We start from the raw sequence: 20,057 nt of genomic DNA on the forward strand, positions 1-20,057 counted from the left end.
GACGCTAACGGACTGCTTCGTCCAGATCGAGCAAGTCGACCCGCACATACTTCCCGTCGGCCAGGGCGTTCACGACTGTGCGCAGCGCCTTGGCGGTGCGCCCGCCGCGTCCGATGACCTTACCCAGGTCCTCGGGGTGCACCCGGACCTCCAGGACGCGCCCGCTGCGAATGCGGCGTGCGCGGACCCGGACATCGTCGGGATGTTCGACGATGCCCTTAACGAGGTGCTCGAGAGCCTCCTCGAGCACGTCAGGCCTCGCCCTCGGTCTTGGTCTCGACGGGAGCGGCGGGAGCGGCCGGAGCGACAGGAGCCGCAGGAGCGGCAGGAGCGGCGGCCTCGGCTGCCTCGTCCTTGGCTGCCTCGTCCTTCTTCCTGGCCCGCTTCGGCGTGGTGGTGGCGGCCGTGCCGGTGTCGCCACCGGACAGCGCCTCCTTGGCCGCGGCCTCGTAAAGGGCGTGACGGTCGGGCGCGGGCTCGGCGACCTTCATCGGCGCAGGGGCGGGCTCGCCCTTGAACTTCTGCCAGTCGCCCGTGAGCTTGAGCAGCTTGAGCACCGGCTCGGTCGGCTGCGCGCCGACACCCAGCCAGTAAGCGGCCCGCTCGGCGTCGATCTCGATGCGCGAAGGGTCGTTCTTCGGGTGGTACAGGCCGATCTCTTCGATCGCCCGGCCGTCACGCTTGGTGCGGCTGTCGGCGACGACGATTCGGTACTGAGCGTTGCGGATCATGCCGAGCCGCTTGAGCTTGATCTTGACTGCCACGGGTGTGGTCTCTCCTGCATTCGAGCGTGGGTGAACGGCATCTCGCCGAGTGGGGCACGACGGGACGACGCTCCAGGGACAGGCGCGTCCTGCGGGAGGTGAGAGGGCACCCGCGTGGTCACGATGTTCCAACATGCCATTGTGCCAGATCGAAGACACTGCCTTCGACCTCCAGCAGCAGGTCACCGCAAAGGCTGGGCAAGTTCGTGGCAGGCGGCGCCCACCAGGAACCCCCGGCACGGCCATGACCTGCCCGATCGCCGACCGGCCCGGAGTGACCCGGGCGGACGGCATGCGCCGAAAAAGGCCTACTGCTGGCCGGGAAGCTTGAACTTCGACGGGTCGAAGCCCGGCGGGAGCTCCAGGCCGGGAGGCAGCTTGCCGCCGAGGTTGCCCAGCACCCCGCCCGGCTTGGGCTCGGCGGGAGCCTCGTCCGGCGACGCCTTGCCCAGGGCCGCCTTGCGCGGGTCGCCGCTGACGCGCCGCCCCTTCTTGACCTTCTTCTGCGCCTTGCCCGCCTTGCGCCCGCCCGGCATGCCGGGGATGCCCATGCCGCCCGCCATCCGCTTCATCATCTTCTGTGCCTCGAAGAAGCGGGTGACCAGGTTGCTCACGGCGGTGACCGTGACGCCCGATCCGTTCGCGATGCGGGAACGGCGGGAGCCGTTGATCATCTTGGGGTCCTGGCGCTCGGCCGGGGTCATCGAGCGGATGATGGCGGCGATGCGGTCGAGGTCGCGGTCGTCGATCGAGTTGAGCTGGTCGCGCATCTGCCCCATGCCGGGCATCATGCCGAGCAGATTCTTGATCGGCCCCATCTTCTGGACCATCATCATCTGCTCGAGGAAGTCCTCGAGCGTGAAGTTTTCGCCCGACGTGAGCTTGCCCGCCATCTTGGCGGCCTGCTCCTCGTCGAACGTCTTCTGGGCCTGCTCGATCAGGGTGAGGATGTCACCCATGTCGAGGATGCGGGAGGCCATCCGGTCGGGGTGGAAGGCGTCGAAGTCTTCCAGCTTCTCGCCGGTGGAGGCGAACATGATCGGCCGGCCGGTGATGTGCCTGACCGAGAGCGCCGCACCGCCGCGGGCGTCGCCGTCGAGCTTGGTCAGCACCACGCCGTCGAAGCCGACGCCCTCCATGAACGCCTGCGCCGTGATCACGGCGTCCTGGCCGATCATGGCGTCGACCACGAACAGGATCTCGTCGGGGCTGACCGCGTCGCGGATGTCCGCGGCCTGCTGCATCATCTCCTGGTCGATGCCGAGGCGACCGGCGGTGTCGATGATGACGATGTCGTGCTGCAGGCGCTTGGCCTCGTCGATCGACTGGCGGGCGACCGCGATCGGGTCGCCGACGCCGCTGCCCGGCTCGGGCGCGTAGACGGCGACCTGGGCGCGCTCGCCCACCACCTGGAGCTGCTGGACGGCGTTGGGGCGCTGCAGGTCGGCCGCGACCAGCATGGGCGCGTGGCCCTGCTCGCGCAGCCAGCGCGCCAGCTTGCCCGCCAGCGTCGTCTTGCCCGCGCCCTGGAGGCCCGCGAGCATGATGACGGTCGGGGGCGTCTTGGCGAAGCGGATGCGCCGGGTCTCGCCGCCGAGAATCCCGATCAGCTCGTCATTGACGATCTTGACGACCTGCTGCGCAGGGTTGAGCGCCTGGGACACCTCGACGCCGCGGGCGCGCTCCTTGACCTGGGCGACGAACGCCTTGACCACCGGGAGCGCGACATCGGCCTCAAGCAGCGCGATGCGGATCTCACGAGTGGTGGCGTCGATGTCCGCGTCGGACAGCCGCCCCTTGGCTCGGAGGGAGGAGAAGACCGATGTCAGCCGGTCGGAAAGCGTCTCGAACACGTGGTTGGCCAGTCCTCGAAGCGAATATACGTCTAAGACTCCAGCCTATCCGCTTCCCTAGCCGCTCCAGCCTGGCACGGCCATCCGGGTTGTGAGCGCGTGCTCGACCAGGTTGATCAACGCGGTCTTGACCGAGTCCTTCGACCTGGCGTCCAGGCGCACCATCGGGATGTGCGGGGCCAGAGTGAGCGCGTCGCGAACTTCCGCGTCGCTGTGGGCGTATTGGCCGTCCCAGCCGTTCACCCCCACGATGAACGGCAGCTGGGCCTCCTCGAAGTAGTCGATGGCCGGGAAGCTGTCGGCCAGCCGGCGGGTGTCCACCAGCACGACCGCGCCGATGGCCCCGCGTACGAGGTCGTCCCACATGAACCAGAACCGGTGCTGCCCGGGGGTGCCGAACAGGTACAGGATCAGGTCACGGTCGAGCGAGACGCGGCCGAAGTCCATGGCGACGGTCGTGGTCGACTTCAGCGGCGTCATGCCCAGATCGTCGATGCCGGCCGAGGCGTCGGTCATGACCGCCTCAGTGGTCAACGGCATGATCTCCGACACCGCGCCGACGAACGTCGTCTTGCCCACCCCGAACCCGCCCGCGACCACGATCTTCGTCGAGGTCAAACCGGGGCTAGAGCCTGCGTAGTCCACTGAGCACCCTTTCCAGCAGGTTGACGTCCGGCCTACCCGCTTCCAGCTGCGGCTGATGCACTCGAACCAGGCCCTCGGCCGCCATGTCCGCGATCAGAACACGCACGACGCCGAGCGGGATCCGCAACAGCGCCGACACCTCGGCCACCGACCTGACCTGCAGGCAGAGCTGGCTGATCGCTTTGTACTCGGGCGTGATGTGCGAGAACTCCCGGTGCTCGGCGGTCGCCGAGGACACCAGGGCCTCCATCGCCAGCTTGACCTTGGGCGCCGTACGCCCGCCGGTGACGGCGTAGGGCCGCACCGGCGAGGCGGGGTCAGAGCTGGGGGGCGGCGACGGGGGTTGTGGGTCCCAGCCGCCGCTGTTCCATCTAGGGTCTGTCACCTATATCACCTGGTCTGGCTGGCGCGCAGCTCCGCGCGCACAGCCGGGGTCAGCACCTGTCCGGCGCGATCGACCATCAGCGTCATCTGGTACGCCACCAGCCCCATGTCACAATCCGGAGCCGCCAGCACCGCCAGACACGAGCCGTCGCTGACCGACATGATCAGCATCAGCCCACGCTGCATCTCCACGATCGTCTGATTGACCGCGCCACCCTCGAACACCCTGGCCGCGCCCTGCGTCAAACTCACCAGACCCGACGCGATCGCAGCCAGCTGATCAGCCCGATCAAGCGGAAAACCCGACGAAGCCGCCAGCGGCAGACCATCGGACGAGACGACCACCGCGTGCGCGACCCCCGGAACGGTACTGACGAAGTCGGTGATTAACCAATCCACCCCGCGTGCCGCGTGGCTCAGGTCGTTCACGCGCCCTCCTCCCTGCTGTCATTCCTGGAGCCGGACGAGTACGTCCGGCCCTCGCTGATGTCGTCGCGCGCGGCCCTGAAGCCCTGCTGGAAGCTCGACAACCTGCTGCGCACCCGGTCGGGCGAGACCGCCGGCATCGGGGCGACACCCTTCGGCGCGGAGACGGTGTCGGCCGAGCCGGGCACCAGGTTCGCCTTCGGCACCCGCTTGGGCAGACCGGCCGCCGTCGCGCCGTCGCGTGCCGGCTCGACCACGGCTTCCGCCGCGCTCCAGCCGGCGTCGGCCTTGGCCGAGCCCCAGGTGGCGCCGCTCTCGACACCGTGGTCGAACCAGGCGGACTCGACCGAGGCGAAGATCGGCAGGTACTCGTCGCCGGCCGAAGCTGGCTTCACCACCGGGATCGGGCCCGTCGCCGCGGACTCGGTCTCCGGGTAGTCGTAGCGCTGCTGCGCCATGGGCGCCGGCTGCTCGCGCTGCCAGGAGCGGGCCTCGTCGGGCCGCGCCCCGCGCTGGGGCAGCACCTGCTCCCCCGTCGAGGGGCCGCGTGAGGACACCCACACGTCGGCGGAGGAGTCCGCGGAGTTGGAGGACATCCAGCCGCCGGCTTCGGCGGGCCAGGCGGGCACCGACGGCCAGGAGCCGCTCTGCGGCGCCGGCTCCGACGGGTAGGACGGATACGACGGGTGCCCTGGGCCGAGCTGGTAGGACGAGGCCGGCCATGGGCTGGCGGCCGCGGGCTGCGGCGTGGAGAACGCCTCCTCGCGGGGGGGTCCCGCCGCGGGGGGCGCGCCCGTCCCTGCGTTTCCCGCGAACTGCGGGGCCTGTGCGCCGAGCAGCGACTCGGGGATGAGGACCATGGCGGTCAGGCCGCCGGAGCCGTGCGGGCGCAGCTGCACCCGGATGCCGTGCCGGTGGGCCAGCCTGGCGACCACGAACAGGCCCATGCGGCGCGAGACGGAGACGTCCACGGTGGGCGCGTCGGTCAGCCGCTCGTTGGCATGGACCAGCTCCTCCCCGGTCATGCCGATGCCGGAGTCGCTGATGGAGAGCATGATGCCGCCGCCGTCGATCCGGCTGCCGGAGACGGGGACGCGGGTCTCGCGGGGCGAGAACGACAGGGCGTTCTCGATCAGCTCGGCCAGCAGGTGGATGATGTCGTTGACGGCCTGTCCCGCGATGGAGACGCCTTCCGGCACCTCCAGCACGACCCGCTCGTAGTTCTCGACCTCCGACAGCGAGGCCCGCGCGACGTCCACCAGCTTCACCGGCTGGCTCCACCGCCGCGGCGGATCCTGACCCGCCAGCACCAGCAGGTTCTCACTGTTACGCCGCATACGCGTCGCCAGATGGTCCAGCTTGAACAGGTTCCCGAGCCGCTGCTCGTCCTGCTCACCCTGCTCCAACCCATCGATCAACGTGATCTGCCGCTCCACCAGCGTCTGACTACGCCGCGACAGGTTCACGAACATCGCATTCACATTGCTCCGCAGCCGCGACTCCTCACCCGCCAGCCGCACAGCCTCACGGTGCACCTCGTCGAACGCGCGCGCCACTTCGCCGATCTCGTCTCTGGAGGAGATCTCGATGGGCGGCACCTGCACTTGCTCGGGGCTGACCTCGCTGTTGCGCAACTGGCGGACGAGGTCGGGCAGGGTTCTGCCGGCGATCTTCAAGGCGTCGCCGCGCAGGCGGCGCAGCGGGCGTACGAGGGAGCCGGCCATGAGGGCGGTGATCGCGAGGACCAGGACCAGCAGGATGACCACGAGGCCGATGTTGATGGCGGCCAGCTGCCGCTCACCGCTGGCGACGTCGGCGCTGCGGGTGGCGACCTGCTCCGCCAGCGTCTTCTGCACCTGGTGAAGCCGGTCGACGGCCTCGCTGATGGACTCGAACCAGCGGTCCGCGTCCTTTGTGGTGGCCGAGTCGAGCTTCTGCAGCGGCTCGCCGGCGTTCTGCAGCAGGATGGCCCTGGCGATGTAGAACTCGGCGCGGCCGATCTTCACGCTGGCGACGGTGTTGTCGAACGTCTGGCGCTGGTCGGGCGTGGCCACCGCGCGGAACGAGGCCCGCTCGCTCTCACGCCGGGAGCGGGCGTCGAGGAACGCGTTGAACTCCGGCTCCTCGAAGAACCCTCTGACGGTCGCGCTCGTCAGCAGGGCGCGCTGCCTGGACGCCTGTTCCTCGGCGCGGGCGATGGCTCGCAGCGCGGCGGAGGTGGCGATGAGCTGCTCGTCCGTGGAGCCCTGGCCGAGCTCGTCGTAGAGCTGCAGCATGTCGGCGATGCTCTCGGAGTACTTCTCCATCGTCGGCAGCGGCGGGAGCTGCGACTTGCTGACGGTGTCGCGCAGCGACGCGAGCTGGCTGAGCCGGGTCCTGATGCGGTCCAGGTTCCTGCGGCCGAGGTCGGACAGCGACGGCTCGGCCGTCTTCGCGACCGCCAGAGTGCGCTTGACGCTGGCGTCCACGATCTCCTGCTGGCTCTTGAGCCGGCTGCCCTCGATGCTCCGCTTTCCGGAGACGACGAACCGGCTGGCCAGGTCGCGCTCGGCGCCGACGTCGCGGGCGAGCTCTCCGAGCTGCGTGATCAGCGAGCCGACCTCGCTGATGTGCTGGTATTCCTGGGCGCTGCTGATCGAAGTGGTGACGCGCAGCCCGCCAAGGATCACGCCCACGATGGTGGGGATGGCGATGAGAGCGATGAGGCGGGTGCGTACACGCCAGTTGCGCAGCGCGAGCGGGCTACCCGACCTGGGCGTCTGTACTTCCTGCAGCTCACCGCCCACAGACTGTTCCGGTACGTCCGGAGCCCTACCACGACCGTGGCCGGTCGTTGTTGTCCTCACTGGTGGCAACCTCTCGCCATGTGCCTGCTCTGGGGGGTCTCAGCGGCTTCGTCGCGCGGACGAGTGGTCGCAGGCAAGTTCGAGGCCCAATTTGAGCACAAACCTCATACTTCAGCCAACGTCTCACCAGTTTTCAACCGTTCCAAGTCACACATTGTTCACGTCGCAAGCCTCCGAACACAGAGCGCAACCAAGATATCAATACGGACATTGGACCACTAACTACCAGATATCACTATATTTACATCTATGGAGGTGGACAGTCATATTTAGCAGATAAACTGCATATACGAGGCATAGTGCTGCCGATCCGATCTCCCCTCCGGTACGCTTCACGCCCGGCATCTCGTGCCGATCTCCAGAAGCTTCCCCCTGGTAGGAGAACCCCCCCATGACACGCAAACTGCGCTGTCACGCCATTGTTCTCGGCGTCACAGTCGCCCTCGCCCTTGCCGGCTGCGGCGGAGGCTCTGAGTCTCCGACGTCCTCAGCCAACAGCAACGGCTTGGAGAAAACCACCATCAAGGTAGGGGCTCTCCCCATTCCCGACCCTGTATCGGTCTATATCGCCAACGCCAAGGGCTTCTTCAAGGAGGAGGGCCTGACGGTGGTACCGACCACCATCACCGGTGGCGCGGTGGCCGTGCCCATGGTCGAGAGCGGTCAGCTCGACATCTCGCAGACCAACTACGTCTCGACCTTCGCCGCCGTCAGCGCCGGCAAGAAGATCAAGCTGGTCGCGGACATGTATCAGGCGGGTCCGAACACCTTCAACATCATGGTCCCCGGGAACTCCCCGATTAAGACGGTGGCCGAGCTGAAGGGCAAGACCGTTCTGGTCAACAACCTCAACAACGTCGCCACCCTGGCGGTGACCACCCAGCTCAAGGTGGCCGGTCTGACGGCCGACGACGTCAAGTTCATCGAGAAGCCGTTCCCGGAAATGGGCAACGCCGTCAAGAGCGGCCAGGCCGACGCCGCCTGGATCACCGAGCCGTTCATCACCGCCAACCAGAGTGCGAACGGCTTCCGCAAGCTGGCCGACACGATGACCGGCCAGATGGAGGACTTCCCGATCGCCGGCTGGATGGCCAGCGAGGAGTGGGTCCAGAAGTACCCGAAGACGCTGGCCGCCTTCCAGCGCGCGATCGCCAAGGCGCAGCAGCTCGCCTCGACCGACCGCAAGGAGATCGAGGCCATGCTGCCGACGTACACGAAGATCGACGCCAAGACGGCGTCGGTGATCACCCTGGGCACCTACCCGAGCGCCCTGAACGAGAACCGCCTCCAGAAGGTCGCCGACCTCATGCTCGAGTACGGCTACCTCAAGAGCCCGATCGACGTGAAGTCCGTCCTCGCGGTGCCCGCAAGCGGATGACCGGTGCACGACTGCTCCGCGGCGCCATCGGCGCCGCGGGGTTCCTCATAGCCGGAGAGCTGGTCATCCGGTTCGTCATCAGCGACGACCTGGACTTCCCAGCACCCTCGACCATCCTGTACGAAGCCGTGGGCCTGCTGGGCGATGCCGAGTTCCTGACCGGGGTCGGCACCACGCTCACCAACTGGGCGTTCGGCCTGCTGATCGCGATCGCGGTGGCGGTGCCCGCCGGGGTGCTGCTCGGCGCGCTGACCCCGGTGGAGCGCGCCATCAGGCCCGTGCTGGAGTTCATGCGCCCCATCCCCTCCGTGGCCATCATCCCGCTGGCGATCCTGCTGATCCCGGTGGATGAGCTGATGAAGGTCTCGGTCATCGTGTACGCCTCGATCTGGCCGATTCTCATCAACACCCTGTACGGCATGCGGGACGTGGACCCGCTGGCCAAGGAGTCCCTGCGCAGCTTCGGCTTCGGCGGACTGGCCGTACTGACCAGGGTGAGCCTGCCCAGCGCGGCCCCGTTCGTCGCGACGGGGATCAGGATCGCGGCCGGCATCGCGCTCGTCCTGGCCGTCAGCGCCGAGCTGCTGGCCGGCGGGGTCGCCGGCATCGGCGTCTACGTGACCATGGCGGGCAGCGGCAACAGGACGGACCTCATCATGGCGGCGACGTTCTGGGCCGGCATCATCGGCGTGCTCGCGAACCTCCTCCTGATGGCCGGTGAGCGCCGGCTGTTCCACTGGCACCGCATGCGGACGGGAGCCAACGAGTCATGAAAGCCCTCTCCAGGCTCTGGGTGATCCCGGCCGTGCTGGTCGTCTGGGAGATCGCCGGCCGGTTCCTCGAGGACACCGACTTCCCGCCGCCCACGACGATCGTCGCCCGTATGTGGGAGCTGTGGTTCTCCGGGCCGATCAGCCGCGTGTTCCTCACCGACGACGCCATCGAGAACCTCCTGCCCAGCCTGGGCCGCATGTTCTCCGGCTGGATCCTGGCCTCCGTGATCGGCGTCCTGCTCGGCGTGCTGCTGGGCCGCTCGCGCTCCGCGGCCGACTACGTGAACCCGCTGATCGAGTTCGGCCGGGCCGTCCCGCCGCCGCTGCTGGTGCCGCTGTTCGTGGTGTTGTTCCAGGTGGAGCTGACGACGCAGCTCGCCACGATCGTGTTCGGCGTGATCTGGCCGGTGCTGCTCAACTCGATCGACGGCGCCAGGGCGGTGGACCGCACCTACACCGAGACCGCCACGGTCTTCAACCTGAGCAGGATGCAGCGCCTGCGGGTGGTCGTCCTGCCCGCCGCCTCACCCAAGATCTTCGCCGGGCTGCGGCTGAGCCTGTCGCTGGCGCTGATCCTCATGGTGATCACCGAGCTCATCGGCGGCTCCAACGGCATCGGCTACCAGTTGCTGCAGGCCCAGCGCAGCTTCGACGGCGCGGGCGTCTGGGCGGCGATCGCGCTGCTCGGCGTGCTCGGCTACGTCGTCAACTCCCTCTTCGTGCTGGCAGAACGCCGCGTGCTCGTCTGGCACCGGCAGGCCACCCGCAACACGTAGACCTCCGGAAGGACATATGCCGCACTCCGATGACCTCCTCTGGGGGGCCGTAGGCGACATCTCCCGTTTCGCCGCGCTGCTGACCATGGCGGAGCTCGGCCTGGCCGACCACCTCACCCAGGGACCGCTCGGCTCGGCCGAACTGGCCGGGCGCTGCGGGGCGCACGCCCCTTCGCTGCGCCGGGTCCTGCGCGAACTCGCCGGTCTCGGGGTGATCCGCTCGGCCGGGCCCGACGCGTACGAGCTGACCGAGCGCGGCGCCCCGCTGCGCTCGGACGTCACCGACTCCGTCCGCTCCTCGATCCGCATGCTGGGCGAGGAGGGCTTCTGGTACGCCATGGGCATGCTGCCCGCCACCGTCCGCGACGGCAGCTCGGCGTTCGTGAAGCGCCACGGCCACGTGTACGACTACCTCGCGAACAAGCCGGCGTCGAGCAGGTTGTTCGACGACTACATGACCGCGAGGGCCATCCCCTTCACCGAAGGCCTGGCCAACCGCTACGACTTCCCCGAGAACGTGACCATGGTGGACGTGGGCGGCGGCAAGGGCCACATCCTCGCCACGGTCCTGCACGCCAACCCGACCATGCGCGGCATCCTGGTCGACCTGGAGCACGTGACCGGCCGGGCCGCGCAGACGCTGGCCGCCGAGGGCCTGGCCGACAGGTCCGAGGTGGTCACCGGCGACTTCTTCGACGCCGTCCCCTCGGGCGGGGACGTCTATCTGCTGGCCAGCGTGCTGCACAACTGGGACGACGAGGAAGCGCTCAGGATCCTGCGCAACATCCGCCAGGCCATGAACCCCGGCGGGCGCGTCCTGCTGCTGGAGGTGGCGCTGCCCGACGACGAGGCACCGCACCTCGGCAAGGACATCGACATGCGCATGCTGGCCATCTTCAACGGCGGCACCGAGCGCACCCGCAAGGAGTTCGCGACGCTGTTCGCCCAGGCGGAGCTGGCTCTCAGCGATATCGTCGAGCTCGGCTCCGGCGCGAGTCTCATCGAGGCGCGGCCCCGCTGAGCACTCCCCCGGCCGCCACCTGATCGACGGGGACCGAGACCGAAAGGCAGCGACATGAAGCCGGCCAGGATCGTAGTCGCGGGTATGGCGATCGCCCTCACGTTGAGCGCGTGCGGCAGCGGAGGAGACACGGGGACGGGCGGCGGCCCGACGTCCTCCGGCGGCCTGGAGAAGACGCATCTCCTGGTCGGCGTGGTGCCGGTGCCGTCGTCGGCGCCGCTGTTCATCGCGGAGAAGCGCGGCTTCTTCAAGGAGGAGGGCCTGACGGTCAAGACGGAGATCATCCAGGCTCCGCAGGCCGTCATGCCGAAGATCCTCAACGGCAGCATGGACGCGTTCCTGACGAGCTACGTGTCGCTGATGGCGATCAACGACTCGGGCGCGGCCAAGCTCAAGCTCTTCCAGCACAGTCAAGAGGCCGCCCCCGGCGTCGCCGGCGTCGTGGTGGCCAAGGGCTCGCCGGTCAAGGCCCCGGCCGACCTCAAGGGCAAGACGATCGCGGTCAACGTGCTGAAGGCGCTCGGCCAGACGCTGACCAACGCTCACCTCCAGGAGGCCGGGCTCAAGCCGGAGGACGTCAAATACGTCCCCGTGCAGTTCGCCGACCAGCTCACCGCCCTGTCCTCGGGCAAGGTGGACGCGGCCTGGCTGGTCGAGCCGTTCCTCACCGCGGCCAAGAAGAGCGGTGCCACCCAGATCATCGACACCACGGACGGCGTGACGGCCGGGGTGCCGATCGACGGGTGGGGCGTCTCCGAGCAGTGGCTGACCGCGAACCCGAAGACGGCCGCCGCGCTCCACCGGGCGCTGGCCAAGGCCCAGCAGATAGCCAGCGCCGATCGCACCGCGATCGACGAGGTGGTGCCGACGTACACGCAGATCCCCGCGGACGCGGCGGCGGCGATGACGCTCGGCACGTTCTCGATGCGGCCGGACCAGGCCGGCGTGCAGAAACTGGCCGACCTGCTGCAGGGCTACGGCTACATCAAGACGAAGGTGGACGTGGCCCAGCTCTTCGCCCCGCTGAGCGGATGATCGCTCGCGGTCTGCTCGGCGCGCTGGGGGTCGCGGGATTCCTCGTCGCCGCCGAGCTGGCGGGGCGGGGCGGGCTGGTGCCGGACGTGCTGCCGTACATGTCGGATGTGCTGGTCGCGGCGGCGGGGCTGCCGCTGGAGGCCCAGTTCAGGGCCGACGTGCTGGCCACGCTGGCGGCCTGCCTGAGCGGGCTGGCGATCGCGATCGCGGTCGCCGTGCCCACCGGGCTGGTGTTCGGGACGGTGCCCTTCATGGAACGCTCGGCGCGGCCGCTGGTGGAGTTCCTGCGGCCGATCCCGTCCGTGGCGCTGATCCCGCTGGCCATGTTCCTGTTCCCGGCAGGTCAGGACGCCAAGACGGCGCTGATCGTCTACACCTGCTCCTGGCCGCTGCTGATCAACACGATGTACGGCCTGAGCGACGTCGATCCGCTGGCCAAGGACACGCTGCGGAGCTTCGGCTTCGGCCCGCTGGCCGTGGTGCTGCGGGTCAGCCTGCCGAGTGCGGCGCCGTTCATCGCGACCGGCGTGCGGATCGCCGTCTCCGTCACCCTGATCGTGGCCGTGAGCGTGGAGCTGCTGGCGCCCGGCGGCGGCGGGATCGGCGCGTTCCTGTCGCTGGCCGGCAACGCGAACCGGATCGATCGGATGCTGGCGGCGACCGTGTGGGCCGGGGTGATAGGTCTGGCCGCCAACCTGCTGTTCACGGCCGGGGAGCGGCGGCTGTTCCGCTGGCACCTGGCGCGTGCCGGTGAGACGACGTGAGCACGAGCGCGACGCACGCTCAGGAGGCGGCATGACCACGGAGGCGGTGAGCGCGGGCGCGACGGCCGCCGTGAGGGTGCGGCGCTCGTTCGGGCGGCGGCTGGTGTGGTACTGGCTGCTGCCCGTGGCCGTGCTGGCCTGGGAGCTGGCCACGCGCTCGGCGCAGGCCGCGTACTTCCCGCCGCCGTCGCGGATCGCGGTCCGGCTGCACGAGATGTGGTTCTCGGGGCCGCCGTCGCGGGCGTTCCTGACCGACGAGGCGGTGGCCGACCTGCTGCCCAGCCTGGCCAGGCTGTTCGCCGGGTGGGCGATGGCCAGCGCCGCCGGGGTGCTGGCCGGGGTCGCGCTCGGCCGCTCGCGCGGGCTGTCGGCGCTGGTCGAGCCGCTGCTGCACTTCGGCCGCTCGGTGCCGCCCTCGACGCTGCTGCCGGTGTTCCTGGTGCTGTTCGAGATCGGCACCCCGATGGAGCTGGCCTCGATCGTGTACGGCGTCATCTGGCCCGTACTGATCAACTCCATGGACGGCGCCCGCCACGTCGACCGGCAGTACATCGAGACCGGCACCGTCTACCGGCTCAGCGGGTGGCAGCGGCTCACCAGGATCATCCTGCCCGCCGCCGCCCCGAAGATCTTCGCCGGGCTGCGGCTGAGCGTGTCGCTGGCACTGATCATGATGGTCATCTCGGAGCTGGTCGGCAGCAGCGAAGGCATCGGGCACCGCATGCTGGAGGCGCAGAGCCAGTTCGACATCCCGGCCATGTGGGCGGCGATCGTGCTGCTCGGGCTGCTCGGCATCGCGCTCAACGCCGCCTTCCTCGGCGTCGAGCGCGCCGTGCTGTCCTGGCACCGAGGCGCCAGGAACGACGGCTGACTCAGCCCACCCGCCGCTCGTCGATCAGCGTCCGGCGTACGCACTCGCCGCCCTTGACCCACTGCCAGACCCTGCTGCGCGACGTGCCGTCCTGGCTCAGCACGATCATCTCGAACAGCCGCAGGTCCGCTCCCTCATCCTTGTACCGCCAGGACAGGTAGATGGTGCTGTCGTCCAGCTCCCAGAACTCGCCCTGGATCCGCTCGGTGTCGAACCCGCACCGCCCGCCGCCGAGATACTCCCCGGGGAACTCGTGCACCTCGGTGCGCCCGTCGTCCCAGGTGTAGCGGTTGGTCTGGTGGTAGACGGCGTCGCCGGCGATCGCGCACGTCATGCTGACGCGGTGCCGGTCGAGCAGGGTCCCGTCGCGATCGAGGTGCAGGTATTCGCCCTCCCACTCGCCCTCGTGGCGAGCCAGCAACGGCATGTCCGCGCGAAGTCCCATCCCCGCTACTCCTTCGTCGTGTGCCACCAGGGATCGGCGGCCTCGGATCGGTTGACCAGGAAGGCCCGGCGGCGCAGGAACCTGGCGATGGACGCGTCCCCCATGCGCGAGCCGCCGAGCCCGGACAGGCGGAAGGAGTGCTTCTCGCCTTCGTGCACGAGCGCGGTCAGCGCGGCGTCGTTGACGCTGATCGCCCCGGCCCGCAGCCGGCCCGCCACGGCCATGGCCCGCTCCTCGGAGTCGGCGAAGACCGCGGCGGACAGGCCGTAACGCGAGTCGTTCGCCAGGGCGACCGCCTCATCAGGTCCGTCCACGGCCATGACGGGCAGCACCGGGCCGAACGTCTCCTCCGTCATGACCAGCATGGAGTGATCGACGCCGGACAGCACCGTCGGACGGCACCAGTGGCCGCCGCCGTGCCGCTCGATCCTGCCTCCCGTGTGCACGGTCGCGCCCCTGGCCACGGCGTCGGCGAGGTGCGCGGCGATCACCTCCGCCCCGCCCGGCCGGATGATGGGCCCGATCGGGCCGCCCTCGCAGGTCAGGCCCACCTGCTCGGCCTTGCCCGCGAGCAGCGCCAGGAACTCGTCCTGCGCCGCGCGGGCCACGTAGACGCGTTCGATGGACTGGCACGACTGCCCGGCGTTCGCGGTGCCGCCCCACAGGATCGCCGCGGCGGCCCGGTCGAGGTCGGCTCCCGCCAGCACGATCGCCGGATCCTTGCCGCCCAGCTCCAGGAACGCCGGCACGAACGCGCGCGCCGCCGCCCGCGCCACCACCTGGCCCGTCGCCACGCTGCCGGTGAAGACCACGGCGTCCACCAGGTCGACCAGCGCCGCGCCGGTACGCCCGTCGCCCTCCACGACCTGGAGCGGCAGCCCGTCGGGGACCAGCCGCATGAGCGGCTCGACGAACCTCGGCGTCACCTCGCTCGGCTTGACCAGCACCGCGCATCCGGCGGCCAGCGCCGGCACCGCGTCGATGAGGCCGAGCAGCAGCGGGAAGTTGTACGGGCTGATCACCCCCACCAGCTCGTACGGCACCGCGTCGCCGCCCACGAAGACGCCGGGCAGGGAGGCGGGGTGCTCGGCAGGGGGTGCGAGGAGTGCGGGGGCGCGGCGTACCCATCGGTCGATGAGGCCGGCCACGATGCGCCGCTCCAGCACCGACTCCCCCACCCTGCCGGTGTCGGCCACCAGCGCGGCGAGCAGGTCGTCGTCATCGGCCAGCGCGGCGCCGAACCGGGAGAGCACCGGGCCGCGCTCGGCGCCCGCCCAGGCGGGAGCGGCCGCCCGCAGCCCGGCCGCGGCGGCGGCCAGCCGTTCGGGCGGGATGGGAGAGAGCGGCCTGTCGGTCTGCCCGGTGATCGGGTTCCGCACGTTCATGGGACACGGCCACGGGACATGGTGCTCCTGTGATGCTCGGCGGGACCGTGGCCATTGTGATCAGGTGAGTGGCGGCGCTGTCAACGCACTCGGGGTCACGGGCTAGCCGCCCCAGCCGGGCACGGCCATCCGGGTCGTGAGCGCGTGTTCGACCAGGTTGATCAGGGCGCTCTTGACGGAGTCCTTGGAGCGCGCGTCCAGACGTACGAGCGGGATGTGCGGTGCCAGGGTGAGCGCGTCGCGCACCTCGGAGTCACTGTGCGGGTATTCGCCGTCCCATCCGTTGACGCCCACCACGAACGGGAGCTGCGCCTCCTCGAAATAGTCGATCGCCGGAAAGCTGTCGGCAAGACGGCGCGTGTCCACCAGCACGACCGCGCCGATGGCGCCACGCACCAGGTCGTCCCACATGAACCAGAACCGGTGCTGCCCGGGGGTGCCGAACAGGTACAGGATCAGGTCACGGTCGAGGGACACCCGGCCGAAGTCCATGGCGACGGTCGTGGTCGACTTCAACGGCGTCATGCCCAGATCGTCGATCCCCGCGGAGGCGTCGGTCATCACTGCCTCCGTGGTCAACGGCATGATCTCCGACACCGCGCCGACGAACGTCGTCTTGCCCACCCCGAAACCTCCAGCCACCACGATCTTCGTCGAGGTGAGGCCGGGGCTAGAGCCTGCGAAGTCCACTGAGCACCCTTTCGAGCAGATTTACGTCCGGCCTTCCGGCGTCCAGTTGTGGTTGGTGCACGCGAACCAGACCTTCGGCGGCCATGTCAGCGATCAGCACCCGTACGACGCCGAGCGGGATCCGCAGCAGAGCCGACACCTCTGCGACGGACCGGACCTGCCGGCACAGTTGACTGATCGCCTGGTACTCCGGCGTGATATGCGAGAACTCCCGCTGCTCGGCCGTAGCCGAGGACACCAGGGCCTCCATCGCCAGCTTGACCCGCGGCGCCGTCCGTCCACCTGTCACCGCGTACGGGCGGACGGGGGAAGCGGGGTCGGGATTCAGCTGCGACTGGGACTGGGGCTGAGACGGAGGTGCCCAACCGCCGCTGTTCCATCTAGGGTCTGTCACCTACATCACCTGGTCTGGCTGGCGCGCAGCTCCGCGCGCACAGCCGGGGTCAGCACCTGTCCGGCGCGATCGACCATCAGCGTCATCTGGTACGCCACCAGCCCCATGTCACAGTCGGGGGCCGCCAGCACCGCCAGACACGAGCCGTCGCTGATCGACATGATCAGCATCAGCCCACGCTGCATCTCCACGATCGTCTGATTGACCGCGCCGCCCTCGAACACCCTGGCCGCGCCCTGCGTCAAACTCACCAGACCCGACGCGATCGCAGCCAGCTGATCAGCCCGATCAAGCGGAAAACCCGACGAAGCCGCCAGCGGCAGACCGTCGGACGAGACGACCACCGCGTGCGCGACCCCTGGGACCGTGCCGACGAAGTCAGTGATCAGCCAGTCGACGCCGCGTGCCGTGTGGCTCAGGTCTTTCATGCGCCCTCCTCCCTGTCGTTGTTCCTCGGGCTGGAGGGAAACGCCTTGCCCTCGGTGATGTCATCACGGGCTGCCCGGAAGCCCTGCTGGAAGCTCGATAGCCGATTGCGGATCCGGTCCGGTGACACCGCCGGCATCGGGGTCACGCCCTTCGGCGAGGACGACGTGTCCGCGGAACCGGGCACCAGGTTGGCCTTGGGCACCCGCTTGGGCAGGCCGGCCGCCGTCGAACCGCCGCGGGCCGGCTCCACCACGGCCTCTGCCGCGCTCCAGCCTTCGTCCGCCTTGGAGGAGCCCCAGCTCGCGCCGTTCTCGTCGCGCCCGAACCAGGCGGACTCGACCGCGGCGAAGATCGGCAGGTACTCGTCTCCCGCCGAGGCGGGCGCGGCGGACGGAAGAGCTCCCGGAGCTCCATGGTCGGTCTCGGGGAAGCCGAGGCCCGGCCGCTGCTGCGGCGGCATCGCGTCGTGACCCCAGTTGCCCGGTTGCTCGGGCGTGGGGCGCTTGGGCAGGCCGCGGTCGCCGTTCCAGGCGGGTCCGCGTGGCGGGACCCAGACGTCGGCGCTGTCCGGGCTGCCGCCGGTGCGCGGCTCCGCCGGCCTGCCGTTGCCGTCGCGCGGGTCTGCGGGCCAGCCGTTGTTGTCGCGTGGATCGGCGGGCCAGCCGTTGTTGTCGGAGGGACCCCACTGGGGCAGGGACGGCCAGTTGCCGCCGCCCTCCGGATTGGAGGGGAAGGACGGGTGGGACGGGCCCATCTGATAGGTGGGCTGCGGCCAGTCGCCGGCCGGTGACCCCTGCTGGGGCCAGTCCGCGGACTGTTGCGCCGGCATGGACTGCGGCATGGACTGTGGCGGGGGCTGTGGCGGGGCCGTCGGCGGAGCAGGCCAGTCGGTGGCCGGCGGCGCGCCGTGCGGTCCCGAGTACGGCTCGTCCCTGGGACCGGCGCCGGCCCCCGCGAAGGCGGGCGGCTGCGTGCCGGACTGGGGCGAGGATCCCGAGGAAGGTCCGGAGAAGGCGGGAGTGCCGGAGAAGGACGGCTGGCCGGGGAAGGTCGGGGCCTGCGAGCCGAGCATGTTCTCCGGGATGAGCACCATGGCGGTCAGGCCGCCGGAGGCGTGCGGGCGTAACTGCACCCGGATGCCGTGCCGGTGGGCCAGCCTGGCGACCACGAACAGGCCCATGCGGCGCGACACCGACACGTCCACGGAGGGCGCGTCCGTCAGCCGCTCGTTGGCCTGCACCAGCTCTTCCTGGGTCATGCCGATGCCGGAGTCGGTGATCGACAGCATCACGCCGCCGCCGTCGATCCGGCTGCCCGACACCGTCACCCTGGTCTCGCGCGGCGAGAACGACAGCGCGTTCTCCACCACTTCCGCGAGCAGGTGGATGACGTCGTTGACGGCCTGGCCGGCCACCGAGACTCCGTCGGGCACCTGGAGCACCACGCGCTCGTAGTTCTCGACCTCCGACAGCGAGGCCCGCGCGACGTCCACCAGCTTGACCGGCTGGCTCCACCGCCGCGGCGGATCCTGACCCGCCAGCACCAGCAGGTTCTCACTGTTACGCCGCATACGCGTCGCCAGATGGTCCAGCTTGAACAGGTTCCCGAGCCGCTGCTCGTCCTGCTCACCCTGCTCCAACCCATCGATCAACGTGATCTGCCGCTCCACCAGCGTCTGACTACGCCGCGACAGGTTCACGAACATCGCATTCACATTGCTCCGCAGCCGCGACTCCTCACCCGCCAGCCGCACAGCCTCAAGGTGCACCTCGTCGAACGCGCGCGCGACCTCGCCGATCTCGTCGTGCGTGTCCACGCCGATCGGGATCACCGGGCCGACCGTTCCGTCTCCGCTCTCGCGGAGCTGCCGCACGGTCTCCGGCAGGCGGTTGCCCGCGATGTCGAGCGCCTCGCCGCGCAGCTTGCGCAGCGGCCTGATGAGCGAGCGGGCGATGAGCGAGATGACCGCGAGCACCACCAGCAGCAGGAGCAGGATGAGGCCGCCGGAGATCAGCGCCGAGCGGTTGGCGCCCTCCTCCAGGGCCCTGGCGCGCAGGATGACGGAGGAGGACAGGTCCTTCTCCACGCTCCTGAGCGCGTCGATCTTGCCGGTGCTGACGTCGAACCACGTGGCCACGTCCCTGTCGGGCCGCAGTCCGATGCTCAGCTCCTTGGCCTCGGCGGCCTGCGCCATGGCCCGCAGCCGGAACAGGTCGGTCTGGTCGACGTCCCTGCCCACGACGGTGTTGCGATAGAGCTCGAGCTGGTCGAGGTTGGCCAGAGTGCCGAACAGCGTCTCCTCGCTCTCCTCACGCGACTTGGCGTCCGTGAGCGCGTCGAGCTCGCCGCTGTCGAAGCCCTTCTTGTCCAGCGCGCTGGCCAGGATGCCGCGCTGCTTGGACGCCTGTTCCTTGGCGCGCGCGATCGCGGCCATGGAGCTGGCACTGTGCGAGACCTGGTCGTCCACCGCGACCTGGCCGACCTGGTCATGGAACTGCAGCAGGGTCGCGATGATCTGCGAGTACTTCTGGATCATGGGCAGGGGCTGGATCTTCCCGTTGACCGCCGTCTCACGCAGCGTCGGGATCTCCTCCAGGCGCCGCAGCACCGGTCGTATGGCTTCTGGATGCGTGTCGGTGAGTGCCAGCGCCCGTTGCTTGGACTCGTCGATGAGGCCGTTCACCCCGCTGTAGGTGGTGCGGAGCTGGGCCTCGCGGCTGTCGGGCCGGCCCTGGGCGATGTAGAGGGCGGTTTCGTCGCGTTCGAAGGACAGCTCGTGCGTGACCGCCCCGAGCTGTTCGCTCAGCTCGGCGACCTCACGAAGGGTCTGGTACGTGTTGGCGTCGCTGAGCGAGGTGACCACGTTCAGCCCGCCCAGCCCCACGGCAACGGCCGTGGGAACCACGATCAGCGCGACAAGACGCGATCGCACGTGCCAGTTGCCGAGCCCGAACCTGTTGGAGGTAGGTTTCGACAGCCGACGCTTCTGATGCCCGTGCGGCTCGCGGTCAGCGGAAGCTTCAGCGCTCTGCGTTCTCACTTGCCTTCGCAACCTCTCGCCCCGGAGGGGAATTCTCGGTGACCATGCAGGTAAATGCACGTGGGGCAATATGTACATCGAGATAAGCGCCATTTGAGCACAGGGGTCGGCGAGGGCCAACCACTACTAGTGCCCCGA

At 69.4% G+C, this 20,057-nt stretch carries 19 protein-coding genes and 1 pseudogene; 7 read left to right on the forward strand and 13 right to left on the reverse strand.

What is annotated here, in order from left to right:
* Positions 1–4: 4 nt before the first annotated feature.
* The 7 genes from ABEA43_RS44885 to ABEA43_RS44915 form a co-directional block, all read right to left on the reverse strand.
* Positions 5–250 carry an RNA-binding protein gene (locus ABEA43_RS44885; protein ID WP_020546537.1) on the reverse strand — a complete coding sequence of 82 codons (246 nt, stop codon included), beginning with the start codon at positions 248–250 and terminating at the stop codon, positions 5–7.
* Between the two features lies 1 nt (position 251).
* A complete protein-coding gene (gene rpsP, locus ABEA43_RS44890) occupies positions 252–764 on the reverse strand; it encodes a 30S ribosomal protein S16 (protein ID WP_345572128.1) in 513 nt (170 codons plus the stop codon).
* Between the two features lie 308 nt (positions 765–1,072).
* Positions 1,073–2,617 carry a signal recognition particle protein gene (ffh, locus tag ABEA43_RS44895; protein WP_345572129.1) on the reverse strand — a complete coding sequence of 515 codons (1,545 nt, stop codon included), beginning with the start codon at positions 2,615–2,617 and terminating at the stop codon, positions 1,073–1,075.
* A 57-nt stretch (positions 2,618–2,674) separates the two neighbouring features.
* Positions 2,675–3,235: a GTP-binding protein gene (locus ABEA43_RS44900; RefSeq protein WP_345572130.1), complete on the reverse strand. Its 561-nt coding sequence runs from the start codon at positions 3,233–3,235 to the stop codon at positions 2,675–2,677.
* Between the two features lie 7 nt (positions 3,236–3,242).
* Positions 3,243–3,647, reverse strand: coding sequence for a DUF742 domain-containing protein (locus ABEA43_RS44905; protein ID WP_425570489.1), 405 nt, complete (start codon positions 3,645–3,647; stop codon positions 3,243–3,245).
* A gap of 5 nt (positions 3,648–3,652) precedes the next feature.
* Positions 3,653–4,075, reverse strand: a complete 423-nt coding sequence (locus tag ABEA43_RS44910; RefSeq protein WP_345572131.1) for a roadblock/LC7 domain-containing protein — start codon at positions 4,073–4,075, stop codon at positions 3,653–3,655.
* A complete protein-coding gene (locus ABEA43_RS44915) occupies positions 4,072–6,858 on the reverse strand; it encodes a sensor histidine kinase (protein ID WP_345572132.1) in 2,787 nt (928 codons plus the stop codon). Before ABEA43_RS44915 ends, ABEA43_RS44910 begins: the two co-directional genes overlap by 4 nt.
* Before the next feature lie 565 nt (positions 6,859–7,423).
* Here ABEA43_RS44915 and ABEA43_RS44920 point away from each other — a divergent pair.
* From ABEA43_RS44920 to ABEA43_RS44950, 7 genes and pseudogenes are all read left to right on the forward strand, one after another.
* Complete coding sequence (locus ABEA43_RS44920) at positions 7,424–8,296, forward strand: ABC transporter substrate-binding protein (protein ID WP_345572133.1); 873 nt, start codon at positions 7,424–7,426, stop codon at positions 8,294–8,296.
* Positions 8,293–9,000 (forward strand): annotated as a pseudogene (locus tag ABEA43_RS44925) (ABC transporter permease); the annotation flags it as partial. The gene ABEA43_RS44920 and the pseudogene ABEA43_RS44925, both read left to right, overlap by 4 nt.
* Before the next feature lie 65 nt (positions 9,001–9,065).
* A complete protein-coding gene (locus ABEA43_RS44930; RefSeq protein ID WP_345572135.1) occupies positions 9,066–9,845 on the forward strand; it encodes an ABC transporter permease in 780 nt (259 codons plus the stop codon).
* Positions 9,846–9,861: 16 nt separating this feature from the next.
* A complete protein-coding gene (locus ABEA43_RS44935; protein ID WP_345572136.1) occupies positions 9,862–10,866 on the forward strand; it encodes a methyltransferase in 1,005 nt (334 codons plus the stop codon).
* Positions 10,867–10,950: 84 nt separating this feature from the next.
* On the forward strand, positions 10,951–11,901 hold the full coding sequence (locus ABEA43_RS44940) for an ABC transporter substrate-binding protein (protein WP_345572137.1): 951 nt from the start codon (positions 10,951–10,953) through the stop codon (positions 11,899–11,901).
* Positions 11,898–12,665 (forward strand): ABC transporter permease, encoded by a 768-nt coding sequence (locus ABEA43_RS44945; protein WP_345572138.1) that lies wholly within the window; start codon positions 11,898–11,900, stop codon positions 12,663–12,665. The genes ABEA43_RS44940 and ABEA43_RS44945 overlap by 4 nt, the downstream gene beginning before the upstream one ends.
* A gap of 31 nt (positions 12,666–12,696) precedes the next feature.
* On the forward strand, positions 12,697–13,536 hold the full coding sequence (locus tag ABEA43_RS44950; RefSeq protein WP_345572139.1) for an ABC transporter permease: 840 nt from the start codon (positions 12,697–12,699) through the stop codon (positions 13,534–13,536).
* Between the two features lies 1 nt (position 13,537).
* Here ABEA43_RS44950 and ABEA43_RS44955 read toward each other — a convergent pair whose 3' ends face one another.
* The 6 genes from ABEA43_RS44955 to ABEA43_RS44980 all read right to left on the reverse strand — a co-directional run bounded on the left by ABEA43_RS44955 (position 13,538) and on the right by ABEA43_RS44980 (position 19,811).
* Positions 13,538–13,981, reverse strand: coding sequence for a hypothetical protein (locus ABEA43_RS44955; protein ID WP_345572142.1), 444 nt, complete (start codon positions 13,979–13,981; stop codon positions 13,538–13,540).
* Between the two features lie 5 nt (positions 13,982–13,986).
* Positions 13,987–15,366 (reverse strand): aldehyde dehydrogenase family protein, encoded by a 1,380-nt coding sequence (locus tag ABEA43_RS44960; protein WP_345572144.1) that lies wholly within the window; start codon positions 15,364–15,366, stop codon positions 13,987–13,989.
* A 102-nt stretch (positions 15,367–15,468) separates the two neighbouring features.
* Entirely contained in the window at positions 15,469–16,056 is a 588-nt protein-coding gene (locus ABEA43_RS44965) for a GTP-binding protein (RefSeq protein WP_345572146.1), read from the reverse strand.
* Complete coding sequence (locus tag ABEA43_RS44970) at positions 16,037–16,384, reverse strand: DUF742 domain-containing protein (protein ID WP_111179488.1); 348 nt, start codon at positions 16,382–16,384, stop codon at positions 16,037–16,039. Before ABEA43_RS44970 ends, ABEA43_RS44965 begins: the two co-directional genes overlap by 20 nt.
* 71 nt (positions 16,385–16,455) lie before the next feature.
* A complete protein-coding gene (locus ABEA43_RS44975) occupies positions 16,456–16,878 on the reverse strand; it encodes a roadblock/LC7 domain-containing protein (RefSeq protein ID WP_345572148.1) in 423 nt (140 codons plus the stop codon).
* Complete coding sequence (locus tag ABEA43_RS44980) at positions 16,875–19,811, reverse strand: sensor histidine kinase (protein WP_345572150.1); 2,937 nt, start codon at positions 19,809–19,811, stop codon at positions 16,875–16,877. Before ABEA43_RS44980 ends, ABEA43_RS44975 begins: the two co-directional genes overlap by 4 nt.
* Positions 19,812–20,057 lie beyond the last annotated feature (246 nt).

This window comes from Nonomuraea rosea (assembly GCF_039539705.1).
In the GTDB taxonomy this organism is placed as follows: domain Bacteria; phylum Actinomycetota; class Actinomycetes; order Streptosporangiales; family Streptosporangiaceae; genus Nonomuraea; species Nonomuraea rosea.